Here is a 13,942-nt window from a genome sequence, read left to right as displayed (position 1 = left end):
ATTTGGAAAAGCTCAAGGAGTCCATAAGATGAGGAGCGGAACGTATACTTAATACGTGAGTACCACAGTGCTTATAGGACTTTGTGCCAATTTTTCAAATTAAACGAGTATGCTCTTAATCACTAAACTAGCATTAGTACCACCGAATCCGAACGAGTTAGAAAGCACGTAATCTATCTTAGTTTTCTTAGCTTTAAGTGCAACTAAATCTATATTCACCTCATCCATAGGGGTATCTAAGTTTAAGGTTGGCGGTGCAATCTGGTCTCTAATTGCAAGAGTTGAAAAGATAAACTCAACACTTCCTGCCGCACCAAGCAAATGTCCTATTGATGATTTAGTAGAAGACATTAAAACTTTGGGATTCGCTTCTAAAAATAATTTTTGTACGGCTGCTAATTCTATTCCATCACCAAGTGTAGTAGAAGTACCGTGTGCATTAATATAATCAATCATATCGGGCGTGATAGTTGCATCTAGCATTGCGTCTCTCATCGCTCTATAAGCTCCTCTACCTTCAGGATGTGGAGCTGTCATATGATAGGCGTCACCTGTAGAGCCGTATCCTATAACTTCACCGTAAATTTTAGCCCCTCGATTTAAGGCATGCTCATATTCTTCTAAGACTACAACGCCTGCTCCTTCACCCATAACAAAGCCGCTGCGGTCTTTATCCCAAGGTCTTGAGGCTTTTTTAGGATTATCGTTATATTTAGTACATAATGCTCTAGCAGCAACGAAACCTGCAACTCCGACAGGTGTAACTGGAGCTTCTGCACCGCCTGCGATCATAACATCGGCATAGCCGTGCTTTATCATACGCATAGCATCGCCTATAGCATGTGCCCCTGTAGAGCAAGCTGTTACTGCCGCTTGGTTTGGACCGCTAAAACCGTATTTTATAGAAACAAGACCGGATAAAAGATTAATTAATGAAGCGGGGATAAAGAAAGGACTAACTTTGCCGTTATTTTCTTGATAAAGTTTGATAGAGGTATCTTCGATCATTTTAAGCCCGCCGATTCCTGAACCTAATATCAAGCCGGTTCTATCACGAGATTTTTCATCGTCGGGTAACCAGCCGCTATCTTCAACTGCTTCGGTTGTGGCTGCTACTCCGTAACGGATAAATTTATCCATTTTACTTAGTCTATTAATGTCATCTGCTTGTGTGAAATTTTCAAGTTTAAATCCATTTTTCTCAGAGTTATCTATAAGTCCGGCAATTTTACACGCAAGTTTAGAAGTGTCAAATTCTGTAATAGTTTTTATACCGCTTACTCCATCTACAATATTTTTCCAAGATGAGCTAACATTAAGTCCAACAGGAGTAACAAGTCCAAGCCCGGTAATAACTACTCTTTTATTTACTCTTTGATTCGACATTTTTAATTATATATTATAGATTTAATTTATACAGATTAAGATTGGCGTTCTTTGATATATTTTATAACATCGGATACGGTTTTAATTTTAGTGGCTTCATCATCAGGGATATCAATACCGTATTCAACTTCTATTGCCATCATTAACTCTACGGTATCAAGGCTATCGGCTTTCAAATCTTCTATAAATCTTGAATCTGTAGTTATTATCGATTTATCTTTATTTAGCTTTTCAGCAACCATTTCAATAACTTTCTGTTCGATCTTATCCGTTGTACTCATAATTTTGAACTCCATAAATCATTTAATTTTATATGCCGTATAATAGCGGTTATTCAGCTATTAGACTTTATATTAGACTTTATTTTAACTGTATGAATATTTATTTAAAATATTCATCGCATTTTACCTTTAAAAGAACTTCTAGCACAAAAAATTATTTTATGCTAGCACAAAATAATCTTATTAATTTTTATACCATTAACATACCGCCGTTTACATGTATAGTTTGACCGGTAATATATGATGCCTGATCGCTTGCTAAAAATGCGACTGCGTTTGCCACGTCTTCCGGCATACCGTAAGTGCCTAGCGGAATTTTTTGTACTATAGCTTCTCTTTGTTTTTCATTTAGTTTATCGGTCATATCTGATTTAATAAATCCTGGAGCTACTGTGTTAACCGTAATTCCTCTGGTTGCAACTTCGTAAGAGAGTGATTTGGTCATACCTATTAAACCTGCTTTAGAAGCACAATAATTAGTCTGCCCGGGGTTACCTGAAATTCCTACTATTGAAGATATGTTAATAATACGTCCATACCTGTTTTGTATCATTTTTTTTATTGCTTCACGATTTAAAATAAAATTTGCTTTTAAATTAATATCAATAACTTTGTCAAAATCTTCATCTTTCATTCTAATTGCTAACGTATCGCTAGTAATACCGGCATTACATACTAAAATATCTAACTTTGATGCTTTAGATATTAAATTGCTACATTCTTCCTTATCGGCAAGATTACATACTTCTATCGTATAATTATCTTTTACAACCTTTCCAAGGGATTTTAATTTTTCCTCATTACTACCGCTAATAATTACATGGCTTCCGAGTTTGTGCAGTAACCTCGCTATAGCTCCGCCTATGCCTCCTGAAGCTCCCGTAATTAAGGAAGTTTTACCTGTTAAATCAATCATTTTCTTCCTCCGTTTGATCAAGATTTATATTAGTAATTTTTAACGATTTTTCACGTATTATTTTCTCAATTTCGTTGGAAATTTGTGGATGTTCTTTTAAATATTGTTTGACGTTTTCACGCCCTTGACCTATGCGTACGTTCTTGTAGGAAAACCAAGAGCCGGATTTCTCAACAATATCAAGCTTAACTCCAAGGTCGATTATCTCGCCTTCTTTTGAAATACCTGAACCGTACATTATATCAAAATCTGCAGTTTTAAATGGAGGAGATACTTTGTTTTTGACTACTTTTACTTTGGTTTGGCTGCCTATTACTTCTTCTTTATCTTTAATGGAGCCGATTCTTCTTATATCGATCCTAACAGAAGCATAGAATTTTAAGGCATTACCGCCTGTCGTAGTTTCAGGACTACCGAACATCACACCTATTTTCATTCTGATTTGATTGATGAAAACAGTAATACAATTGGTGCGATTAATTGATGCAGTAAGTTTACGCAAAGCTTGGCTCATTAACCTTGCTTGAGAAGCCATTTGAGCATCACCCATTTCGCCCTCAATCTCTGATTTCGGTACTAAAGCCGCAACACTATCTATTATTATCATATCAATACCGCTGGAGCGAATTAACGTATCGGCAATTTCTAGGGCTTGTTCACCTGTATCAGGCTGTGAAATAATAAGCTCATCAATATTTACGCCTAATTTTTTAGCATAAGCAGGGTCTAATGCATGCTCGGCATCAATAAAAGCACATGTACCCCCCTTTTTTTGAGCTTCTGCAATTAAATGCAATGTTAGAGTGGTTTTACCTGAGCTTTCAGGACCAAAAATCTCGATGATTCTACCTTTGGGAACACCGCCGATTCCAAGAGCTATATCTAGACCAAGTGAGCCGGTCGATACGGCTTCTATATCAACATGCGGACGCTGCCCTAGTTTCATTACCGAACCTTTACCGTAGCTTTTTTCAATTTGTGCGAGTGCTGCGGCAATGGCTCTTTCCTTATCTGTATTTGACATAAATTTCCATATTATAAACTTACCAATTAAAATATAAGCTTGAGAAAGAAAAATCAAATTTTATTTATGTTATTGTGCTTGTAAGATTAAATCTTGACTTCCATACTAGGTGATGCTTAGATGTTAAATTTACTTGTGTTATGGTTAATTGATTTGGACTTGCTTACTATGTTACCAACTGAATTAACCTAGGACTATTAACAAAATAAATTTTAAAGCTAATTAAATTACTTGTTAACAGTCCCATAGTTCTCGAAAAAGATAGATTTAGTAAAACCCTTATTAAATAACTTATTACATATGGTATCACAATTTCCGCAAACTGAATATATCGCTAAAGATAATTCATCATCTATATCTTATAAATTTAGATGGCATATTTTAATTATTTTAAGCATTTGCTTACTTTTGGTATCGATGGATGCTACAGTCTTGCATGCTGTTATGCCTACTATAATCCTTGATTTAAAACCATCTAATTTACAACAATTATGGATAATCAATACATATGCATTAGTATTATCAGGTCTTCTCATTACCGCAGGTGCATTAGTAGATAGATTTGGTCGTAAAAGATTATTACTTTGGGGGTTTTTAGTTTTTTCCATCGCTTCAATGTTAGTTTATGTATTTGATAGCTCATGGGGATTAGTACTATGTCGTGCTTTACTTGGGTTAGGAGGATTAGTGATGATGCCTTCCACTTTATAATACACATGAACGTATGATCGCAATATCCGTGTGGGGAATAATGGCAACCGTAGGAACAGCTATAGGACCAGTACTAGGAGGAGTATTGGTTGAGCTTTTAAGTTGGCAATTTGCATTTTTTATAAATGCACCTATTGCATTAGTAATTATTGCTTTTGGTATAGTTTGGATTCCTGAATCATCTGATCCTAGTAATGAACCCATGGGATTGGATAGGAGTATTTCAATCGTTTTTTGGGATGACAGCTTTAGTTCAAGGCATTAAGATGTTGGCTAAATACTGTATTATGAATCTAGCATCCGGCGGAATGCTATTAATTGGCATTGTGTTACTAATAATATTTCCTTACACCAACTTAAAAGTGATGATCCGTTAGTGGATATGCGTTTATTCTTAATTAGCAATTTTATTATAGGAGTAATAGTTTATTTGCTGATTACGTGTGTCTTAGGATCCATAATGTATCTTATGTCCTTATGGTTACAGTTTATCAAAGGGTTAAGTCCTTTGTATGCAGGTATTTATATGTTGCCTGCAGCAGTTTTTGCTTTAATTGCATCTTTAGTTATGCCATATTTACTCACACGATTTATCGCACGTGTAATAATGTTTAGTGGGCTTTTACTACTATATCATTGATTTTACCTAGTATATGAGACTATAGAGATTTATTATCGAATACTATATTATATATCTTGGATTGCTTGGTATAGGCAGTAGTCTATGCCTCTCTACACCGTAACAGTTATGATGAATGCAGTACCGGCAGAGAGATCCGGAGGTGCAGCAGCATTACAAGAAACAGCATATGAATTAGGTAATGTATTAGGTATAGCTGTTATTGTGAGTATTACATCTTTTATATATAGTAACAATCTAGTAATTCCTCACGGTGTTTCTGTATCAATGGCAGAAATAGTTCATGACTCAATCGGTGAAGGAATAATTATTGCTCAACAACTACCACCTTCATGTGCTCACGAATTAATTAAAGAGGTTAATATTACTTTTATAAATGCATTTAATATAGTAGGTATTATTCTAGGAATAATCATGCTAATATTGGCGGGTGTGATTATGTATGTTCTTCCTCCTTTTAAAGCATCTACCTCTCTACATTAATATGATGAAACTGGTATAGAAACCTTACCGTCTTTTGCTATTTTTGTACTATTTACTATTTACCATAATGGTTAATAATGATCTTAGTGCTTATTTTTATAGTAGGTAGTTAATAAAATGAGATGATGATATTTTCAAGGCTATAAATCATTACTAAATATTTTTTCTAATCCTGCTAAGCGTTGTTCTATTCTTTCGATATCGCTTTTTGTTATAGGTCTTTCTAGTAAATCTGCTATCTTGGCTCTTAGGTTTTTTTATTTTCATTTAAAATAAATTCTATGATGAGTCTTGAGATGGTTTTAGTATTGTGGTCAGACATATTTGTTCCCGATTGATTAAACTTAAACTACTCAGGTTTCAACCACCGAAGAGAAATAAACTCTTGGTGGTTGGGAGAGTAAGAAAACCATCAACGATAGCCATAATAGCCTTTAGGTTCTAAGCTTAAGCTTTAAACCTTGGACATAACTATTATAACCCCGACCGTGAAGTCGAGGATTGCATCAGTTGTGTAAGAAAGGTTCTCACTTTTGGCAGAGGTTTCGACACCCCGAAATAGCACTTTGCTACTCTAAGCATCATTTTATATATAATTTTCAAAAAGTAAATTATGGTTTGTTATGGTACTAACAACGTTCTATACTTCTATACCTAAGGAGTTATATGGTGATGATACATCGGCTAATAACGGTATTTCGCAATTTGGATAGTCAATATCTGTGTAATTATGGTTAAATATCTCAAATATTTCTATAATGCTTTCTTTATATTCTTCAGACTTGGGATTTGCTGTTCGTATAATTGTTATTAAGCGTGCAAAGTTGTTGATAGTCTGAAAACTATCATCACCGCCAAGACTCTTACATATTTCATGCAATATTCCGCTTGAAGAATCTAAGTTTATTGCTATAGCGGATGGGGAATTTAATTTTACAATTTCATTATTTAAATTAGTTAGTGGTAGTATTGAGAATTCATATTCCTTAATAGATTTTGCTAGTTTTATAATATCATGTAAATTATTTATTTTTATAACTTCATCGAATATAACTGCATTCTTCTTAAAATTTTCATGTAGTAGTTCTACAAATTTTAATTCTTTATTCTTCATTACTAAATCTAAAGTTTCATTTTTTATATTTCTTCCCTTATACCAATCCCATCCATATTTAATGCAATACCCTAAGATCGTACCTACAGCTAATGTTCCTAATGCTACTCCAGCTATATAAACACCGCTATATCCACCGTCATTTGTATCATCGTTAGGTCTTTCTGTAGTAGGGTCAGTGTAAGCTTTACCGAGTTGATCTAAAATATCTTTACCTATTTCTGTAGGAGAGACATTATCTAAAGAAAGACCTAAGTGATTTAGAGTATTTTTAAGAGTATTTATAAACGATTCACGAGGGATTAAAGTTTCTTTATAAGCGTTATAGTTTTGTAAAGCACTCATAGCTTCTTCTTTAGTGCATTCGTTTAAACCTAAGAAATCAGCTCCGCTAGTTTCGGTAATATTGCCTTGAGAGAATATATAATCATTCGTTACTTTATAAAGTTGACTAAGAATACTAACCGTACCGTTTTGATTAGGTGTTACGGTTTGTTGTAAAAGTATATGAGGATTATTTTCAGCATCGATAAAAATATTATTTATTGGAATATTTAAACCATTGTTGCACTCTTGGTGTAGTATTGAAAAATCATTTGGGGACTCATTGAAAGATTGTTCAATGTTTTTCCAATTACACTGTGTATGATCCACTATATAACCTTTTTTAAAAGCTCCTTCAACAGTACTATATACTGATGAAAATATAGTATTGCTTAATTTATGAATGATGTGGCTTATATTACCCGGTAAACGGCTTACTATTTCATTGCTAAATATAGGCATAACACATTTAAAATTTATATTTAATATAGATACCATAATGTTACTTCTTTAATTAATAAAACGTGGTTTCTAAAGTATGTTAATGTTTTTGTCAAGATAAAGTTAAAATAAATTAATATATGGAAAGATTTGAGAAAAATGATTGTTATGCTGTAATGTTTCGTTTTTTCGTCATTGCGATGAGAGATAAAGCCTCGACGTGGCAATCATTTTGTACTAGACTTCTTGCATAACCTATCTTATAAAAGGAATTTACAGGAAACGGATGCGAGTACCGGGTTGACGTACAAATTATCTTTAGAAGGAGTTTATGCAAGAAATCTACTGTTTCATGAGGTTGCCACGCTCCTTACAGTCGCTCGCAATGATGATTTGGTGTCCATGCAATGATACCTTGCGGGGATGACATAGAACGTGCTATACAATATTACTTACCTATGCAGAAATTTTTAAAGATCTCGCCTAGTATTTCTTCTACGTTGATAACACCCGTAATTGCACCGATGCAGCGTGCTGTCATTCTAATATCTTCAGTTGCTAGAACTAAATCATTATCTAAGCTAAAAGCCGTTAAATGTGAGAGAGCTTGTTGTAAATAGTTACGATGACGCTGATTTGTTATATAAGGAGTTTCGGTAAATCCTGCCATGTTTTCGGCAATGTTTTCAATATTTTTTAATATACTTGAAAGAGCAATATTATTTTTTACTGAAACTCTTAAGCATTTATATTTATTTTCAATAGAAAAGATTTTACTAGCTTCGATTAAATCAATTTTATTAATTATTGTGATAGTATTTTCATCAATTAAATTAATAATATCTTCATTTATAGAGGAGTCTAATTTTTCGGCATCAAACATTATAATTTTAATATCTGCTGTTTTAGCTGAATTTATAGCTCGTTTTATACCTTCCTGCTCGATAATGTCACTACTTTCTTCTCTTATACCTGCTGTATCCTGTAAAATAATAGGATAGCCGCCAATGTCTAAATGTCCCTCAATTATATCTCTAGTAGTTCCTGCAATATTTGAGACAATCGCTATATCTCTCTGCATTAAGAAGTTTAGTAAGCTAGACTTACCAACGTTTGGCGGACCGATAATTGCAAGCTTAAGACCACTTCGTAGTAATTCTCCTTTTCTGTTATCATTAAGATATTCCGATATTGTATTTACAAGAATTGTATGAGTATTAGTAACTTCATTAAGGACGGTATCAGGTATATCTTCATCCGGGAAATCTATATAAGCTTCAAGCAGAGAGATAATTTTTAAAAGCTGACTACGCCAATTATTATATAATGCTTCAAGTTTGCCGCTTGCTTGTCTAATTGCTTGCTTATGCTGCATTATAGTTTCGGCATTAATTAAATCGGCTATCCCCTCTGCTGCTGTTAAATCAAATTTGTTATTTAAAAAAGCTCTTTTGGTAAACTCTCCTGCTTCTGCCAAACGAATACCAGCTATATTTAATAATGCATTTGTCAGCATTATAGATATAGCTTTACTGCCATGCGTGTGAATTTCAACTACGTCTTCCCCGGTAAAGCTACCAGGTGACTTAAAATAAACAACCATAACATTATCGATTAGCTCCTTAGTTTCAGGGACTGTAATTTGTTGATAATACATTAATCTCGATTTAAAGTCCTTTCTACCGGTAAGTAGCTGTAAAACTTCTAAACTTTTAGGACCAGAAATCCTAAAAACTGCTACGCCTGCTTTACCGAATGCAGAGCTTTGTGCAAATATCGTTTCCACTTATTTTCTATGCCTCTTGCTTAAGTTATTTTATATAATATAATAACAACAGAAATAATCATATTATTATTACTTAAGAAAATCATGACCCCAAAAACAACCTCTTTAAACTTTAGCCGTTTAAATTGTCAAATCCCGAATTATAAAACTAAAATTCTAGAACATAGCAAGGAACGTGAGTCAAGTGCCATATATATAGATTTTGTTCAAAAGTTTTTAAATTATATTCCGATAGATTATGATTTTGAGAATAGAGCAAAATTATTCCAAAATTTTGCAGATGAAGCCTTTAAGTTTTTTAAGCACAGGATAGCAAGAGCAAGAAAAATAGCAATAACAAAGGTAGTTATCGAAAATGATCCGGCAATAAATGTCTTGATATTACTTGATAATAAGCCGCATATTGTTGATTTTATCATATGTCTGCTTAAAAACATGAATTTGCAAACTAAGTTTTTACTCCATCCGGTAATAAACTGTGTCCGAAATAGTAAAGGAGAATTAGAAAAAATATTAGAAAATTCTGTGTCGGATGAAAAATCAGAATCAATACTACATTTAACCATTTTAGGAAATTTTGACGATAAAACTACTACATTTTTAACTGAGGCTATAAATGAAAGATTAGAAAAGTTAGAGCAAAGCTATAGCCATTTACCGCAATTACTCACAAAATTACAAGATTTATCTAAAAATATAATTGATAATTATAAATTACATTTTAAAGAGGCTAAAGAATTCTTAAATTGGTTACAAAACGATAATTTGGTTTTATTAGGGACTCTTGATTTTGAAGTAAAATCTTTAAAATTAAGCAATGAAATAGGAGCAGCAAAAATATGGCAAGAAGTAAAAGACGAGATTGATGATATTATAAAATGTTCTGCTAATCCTTTATATCAAAATCAATTAATAATACTCGGTAAAATAAATAGTGCGTCGCTTATCCATTCAGATAATTTAATCGACTATATCTTAGTGAAAAAATTTGACTCTTCGGGTGAATATATTTCGGGAAGTATAATTTTCGGTATATATAATTCAAATATGTATTACCATTCAATAAGTAATATTCCAATCCTACGACAAAAATTTAATTTTGTAATTGAGAAAGCCGGTTTTGCATTATCTGGTTATAATGCCGATAAGTTAAGAATTTTAATGGAGTCGTTACCGAGAGAAGCTTTAATACAAATTGATCAAGGCGATTTATATTGTATGTGTTTACATATGCTCTCAAGTATGATGAGTAAGAAGCTTAAATTATTTATTCAATATGATTGGTCTAGTTCTTTTCTTAATATCATAATTTTTCTGCCACGAGAACGTTTAACGGCTGAAATGCATAATATGATAGATTGTTATTTAGCAGAAAAATTCGGTAGTAAAATTTTATCCAACTATATCACCGAAGTAGCCGGTAATTTTTCTTATCTTTTTGTAACGCTTGAAGCACAAGGGGAACATAAAATAAATTTTGAAGCAGAAATAATACAGCAAGATTTAGATCGTATCTCTACACGTTGGAGTGAAGATTTTTATTTTAAGTTTTCTAAAAAATTTGGCGAATATCAAGCAGGTATTAATTTAAAACTTTTTGATAATGTTTTTTCGGCAGATTATCGGCAAAAATTTTCTCCGGAAATAGCTTTAGTAGATATTGAATATCTAACGGAAGCAAGTAAGTCACAAAAATGTATGTTTAATCTAGTTTCTGTAAATGAAACGGAATTTTACTTAAAAATATATAGTCCAAAAGTAAAACTTGCACTTTCTAACATATTGCCGCCAATAGAAAATTTAGGTTTTAAAGCAATTGATGAACAAACTTTTGCAATTAAGGAGGCTCGCGAAATCAAAGAAAGCTGGATATATAATTTTATCTTAACTTCTATTGTACCTGTAAAGGATAATATTACCGAATTAAAAATAAATGTTGAAGAAGCTTTAGACAAAATGGCACTTGGGATGCTTGCTAATGATTCTTTAAGTAAATTGATAGTGCTTGCCGGTTTTAATTGGAAGCAAGTTAAACTCGTCAAAGCTTTAACAAGATATTTACATCAAACGGGATTTAGTTACGGTAAAGGCTATGTACAGTTAACGTTACTTAAACATCCCGAATATACAAAAATGTTGGTAAATCTATTTGATATAAAATTTAATCCTAAACATTCGGATAATAATTGTGATGTAATTAAAGATAAACTAAATAATTACTTAGTAACCGTTGAGATGAGTAGTGAAGATAAAGTACTACGTAATATGCTTGGTATAGTTAATGCTATTACTAGAACAAATTACTATCAACCACATAAACATATTTTTTCATTTAAGTTTGATTCTTCAAAAGTACCGGATTTACCTAAACCTGTTCCGTTTGCTGAAGCATTTGTTTATTCTAGAAATTTTGAAGCTGTTCATTTAAGAGGCGGTCCCGTATCACGCGGAGGGCTTAGATGGTCGGATAGAGCAGAAGATTATAGGCTTGAGGTCCTTGGGCTTATGAAAGCACAAATGACTAAGAATTCCGTTATTGTCCCTGTCGGTTCTAAAGGCGGCTTTTATGTTCATTTTACTGAGGAAGGGCTTACTCGTGATGAATATATGGAAAAAGTGGTAGAATGCTATAAGAATTTCCTGAGAGGTTTATTAGACATAACTGATAATATCATTGACGGTAAAGTAGTACATCCAAAAGACGTTATTATTTATGATAAAGAAGATCCTTATTTAGTGGTTGCTGCCGATAAAGGTACAGCCTCATTTTCGGATTATGCTAATAGTGTGGCAAGAGAATATAATTACTGGCTTGATGATGCTTTTGCTTCCGGTGGTTCTGCAGGTTACGATCATAAAAAAATGGCTATTACTTCCAAAGGAGCTTGGATTTCCGTAACTAATCACTTTAAAACTTTAGGGTTAGATGTCCAAAAAGACCCTATTACCGTCGTAGGTATAGGAGATATGTCGGGAGATGTGTTCGGTAACGGTATGCTCAGATCAGAGGCTATTAAGTTAGTTGCTGCCTTTAATCATAAACATATATTTATTGATCCTACTCCTGATCCTTTATCAAGTTTTAATGAGCGTTTGCGTTTATTTAATTTAAAGGGTTCTAATTGGTCTGATTATGATTCTAAGCTTATTTCTAAAGGAGGCAAAGTATTTGAACGCAGTAGTAAATTAATAAAATTATCGCCAGAAATTAAAAAATTACTTGATATAAATGATAATGAATTATCACCGGAAGAATTAATTAAAGCTATTTTAAAAGCAGATGTTGATTTATTGTGGAATGGCGGAATAGGCACTTATATCAAAGCTAAAACGGAAAATAATTTAGAAATCGGTGATAAAGCAAATGATAATCTTAGATGTGACGGTGAAGAAATTAGAGCAAAAGTTATAGCAGAAGGCGGTAATGTTGGGGTATCACAGAGAGGTAGAGTTGAATATGCTAAAAAAGGCGGGCGCATAAATGCTGACTTTATTGATAATTCAGCAGGTGTTGATTGCTCCGATCATGAGGTAAATATTAAGATTGCTTTAAGTAGTGCGATAACCTCAGGCAAAATTACTTTAGAAGAACGTAATAAACTTCTAAACGATATGACAAGGCAAGTTGAAGAGTTAGTATTACTTGATAATTATAAGCAAACCGAAGCAATAACAATTATGCAACTATCTCCTACTTTAACTGTTAATATACTTAGTCAATTTATAGATATTTTAGAAGAAGAAAAAGTATTAGAGCGGGAAAATGAATTCTTGCCTAGTGCAGAAGAATTGAATAGCAGAGCTATTAGCGGTGAAGTATTAACTCGTCCTGAGCTTTGCATATTGCTATCATATAGTAAGAGATCTGCTTATCATGAGTTAATTAATTCTACTTTTTCCCATGATAAATATTTTGATGCATATCTTATAGATTATTTTCCTGAAATGATGCAAAAAAAGTTTCGTAATGAAATTTTATCTCATCCACTTAAACATGAGATTATTAAAACCGTTACTATAAATAAAATAATGAATCAGCTTGGAGGACCGCTTATTAGTATTGTAAAGCGTGAGATTGGGGCTCCTCTTTGTGATATAATAAGGTCATATACCATTATTTGTGAAATTTTTGATCTTGATGATATATGGGAAACGATAAGTAAGCTACCTACTAATATTGATTACAATGTAAAAATCGACATGTTTACCGAAATAACGAAATTAATGCGTCGAGGTATTTCGTGGTTTATTAAAAATTTAAAACATCCTATTAATATTAGTGAAACTATAGAAGAGTTTAGAGTTCCTGCACAAAACTTAAGAAAAACGGTAGATACTTTATTAGTTGGAGAAACTAAAATAAGATTTGAAGAAAAATTAAATTATTATACCACTAGCGGGGTAGAGGAATCATTGGCTGCTACTATCGCTACATTTGACAATTTAATTTCAGTATTTGACATTATATATGTAACAAAACAGACTTCAGGGAATAATAAAGAGATAGCAAAAGCTTATTTTGTTATAAGTGATATGTTTAGTCTTGATTGGTTACGTAAAGCTTGTGATAGGCAATTGAACGATTCATTTTGGCGTCGCTTAGGTATTCAATCGCTAAAAGATGATTTATATGACAAACAACGTAGATTATTAATAAAAATAATTAATAAATCTAAAACAACTATTGATTTAGATTTATGGATTGATAATAATAATAACTTAGTTAGAAATTTGCTTGATTTTATTAAAGAAATTAAAGCTCAAGAAACTATAGACTTAAATATAATTATTTTAGCAAACAAGAAATTTGAAATATTCTTACAAAAACTTGAGTAA

10 protein-coding genes are annotated in these 13,942 nt (G+C 32.6%); 4 read left to right on the top strand and 6 right to left on the bottom strand.

The window, feature by feature from the left end:
* Positions 1-99: 99 nt before the first annotated feature.
* The 4 genes from fabF to recA all read right to left on the bottom strand — a co-directional run bounded on the left by fabF (position 100) and on the right by recA (position 3,607).
* A complete protein-coding gene (fabF, locus tag RJP_RS06060; protein ID WP_014014777.1) occupies positions 100-1,386 on the bottom strand; it encodes a beta-ketoacyl-ACP synthase II in 1,287 nt (428 codons plus the stop codon).
* Between the two features lie 35 nt (positions 1,387-1,421).
* Positions 1,422-1,682, bottom strand: a complete 261-nt coding sequence (gene acpP / locus RJP_RS06055) for an acyl carrier protein (protein WP_008579292.1) — start codon at positions 1,680-1,682, stop codon at positions 1,422-1,424.
* Between the two features lie 175 nt (positions 1,683-1,857).
* Positions 1,858-2,583, bottom strand: a complete 726-nt coding sequence (fabG, locus tag RJP_RS06050; RefSeq protein ID WP_014014776.1) for a 3-oxoacyl-ACP reductase FabG — start codon at positions 2,581-2,583, stop codon at positions 1,858-1,860.
* Complete coding sequence (recA, locus tag RJP_RS06045; RefSeq protein WP_024704365.1) at positions 2,576-3,607, bottom strand: recombinase RecA; 1,032 nt, start codon at positions 3,605-3,607, stop codon at positions 2,576-2,578. The genes fabG and recA overlap by 8 nt, the downstream gene beginning before the upstream one ends.
* A 300-nt stretch (positions 3,608-3,907) precedes the next feature.
* Here recA and RJP_RS11145 point away from each other — a divergent pair, with 300 nt between their 5' ends.
* From RJP_RS11145 to RJP_RS10815, 3 genes are all read left to right on the top strand, one after another.
* On the top strand, positions 3,908-4,318 hold the full coding sequence (locus tag RJP_RS11145; RefSeq protein WP_024704364.1) for an MFS transporter: 411 nt from the start codon (positions 3,908-3,910) through the stop codon (positions 4,316-4,318).
* A 40-nt stretch (positions 4,319-4,358) separates the two neighbouring features.
* The gene (locus tag RJP_RS11140; RefSeq protein WP_024704363.1) at positions 4,359-4,583 is read left to right on the top strand and encodes an MFS transporter; all 225 of its coding nucleotides are present in this window, start codon (positions 4,359-4,361) and stop codon (positions 4,581-4,583) included.
* A gap of 459 nt (positions 4,584-5,042) precedes the next feature.
* Positions 5,043-5,441, top strand: coding sequence for an MFS transporter (locus RJP_RS10815; protein ID WP_225981266.1), 399 nt, complete (start codon positions 5,043-5,045; stop codon positions 5,439-5,441).
* 640 nt (positions 5,442-6,081) lie between these two features.
* On the opposite strand, the gene RJP_RS06015 is transcribed toward RJP_RS10815, so the two are convergent.
* Complete coding sequence (locus RJP_RS06015; RefSeq protein WP_014121080.1) at positions 6,082-7,377, bottom strand: DUF5460 family protein; 1,296 nt, start codon at positions 7,375-7,377, stop codon at positions 6,082-6,084.
* A gap of 391 nt (positions 7,378-7,768) precedes the next feature.
* Positions 7,769-9,106: a tRNA uridine-5-carboxymethylaminomethyl(34) synthesis GTPase MnmE gene (gene mnmE / locus RJP_RS06010; RefSeq protein WP_014014769.1), complete on the bottom strand. Its 1,338-nt coding sequence runs from the start codon at positions 9,104-9,106 to the stop codon at positions 7,769-7,771.
* Positions 9,107-9,190: 84 nt separating this feature from the next.
* Here mnmE and RJP_RS06005 point away from each other — a divergent pair, with 84 nt between their 5' ends.
* Positions 9,191-13,942: an NAD-glutamate dehydrogenase gene (locus RJP_RS06005; RefSeq protein ID WP_014121079.1), complete on the top strand. Its 4,752-nt coding sequence runs from the start codon at positions 9,191-9,193 to the stop codon at positions 13,940-13,942.

The organism is Rickettsia japonica YH (assembly GCF_000283595.1).
Classification (GTDB): domain Bacteria; phylum Pseudomonadota; class Alphaproteobacteria; order Rickettsiales; family Rickettsiaceae; genus Rickettsia; species Rickettsia rickettsii.
Note: the sequence above shows the minus strand (reverse complement) of the source record. Positions and strands in the feature narration are given on the sequence as shown.

Coding starts and splice junctions, on each gene's coding strand:
- recA (WP_024704365.1), bottom strand. CDS start 3,607: ATGTCAAATACAGATAAGGAAAGAGCCATTGCCGCAGCACTCGCACAA.
- RJP_RS11140 (WP_024704363.1), top strand. CDS start 4,359: ATGGCAACCGTAGGAACAGCTATAGGACCAGTACTAGGAGGAGTATTG.
- RJP_RS11145 (WP_024704364.1), top strand. CDS start 3,908: ATGGTATCACAATTTCCGCAAACTGAATATATCGCTAAAGATAATTCA.
- acpP (WP_008579292.1), bottom strand. CDS start 1,682: ATGGAGTTCAAAATTATGAGTACAACGGATAAGATCGAACAGAAAGTT.
- RJP_RS10815 (WP_225981266.1), top strand. CDS start 5,043: ATGCCTCTCTACACCGTAACAGTTATGATGAATGCAGTACCGGCAGAG.
- RJP_RS06015 (WP_014121080.1), bottom strand. CDS start 7,377: ATGGTATCTATATTAAATATAAATTTTAAATGTGTTATGCCTATATTT.
- fabF (WP_014014777.1), bottom strand. CDS start 1,386: ATGTCGAATCAAAGAGTAAATAAAAGAGTAGTTATTACCGGGCTTGGA.
- RJP_RS06005 (WP_014121079.1), top strand. CDS start 9,191: ATGACCCCAAAAACAACCTCTTTAAACTTTAGCCGTTTAAATTGTCAA.
- fabG (WP_014014776.1), bottom strand. CDS start 2,583: ATGATTGATTTAACAGGTAAAACTTCCTTAATTACGGGAGCTTCAGGA.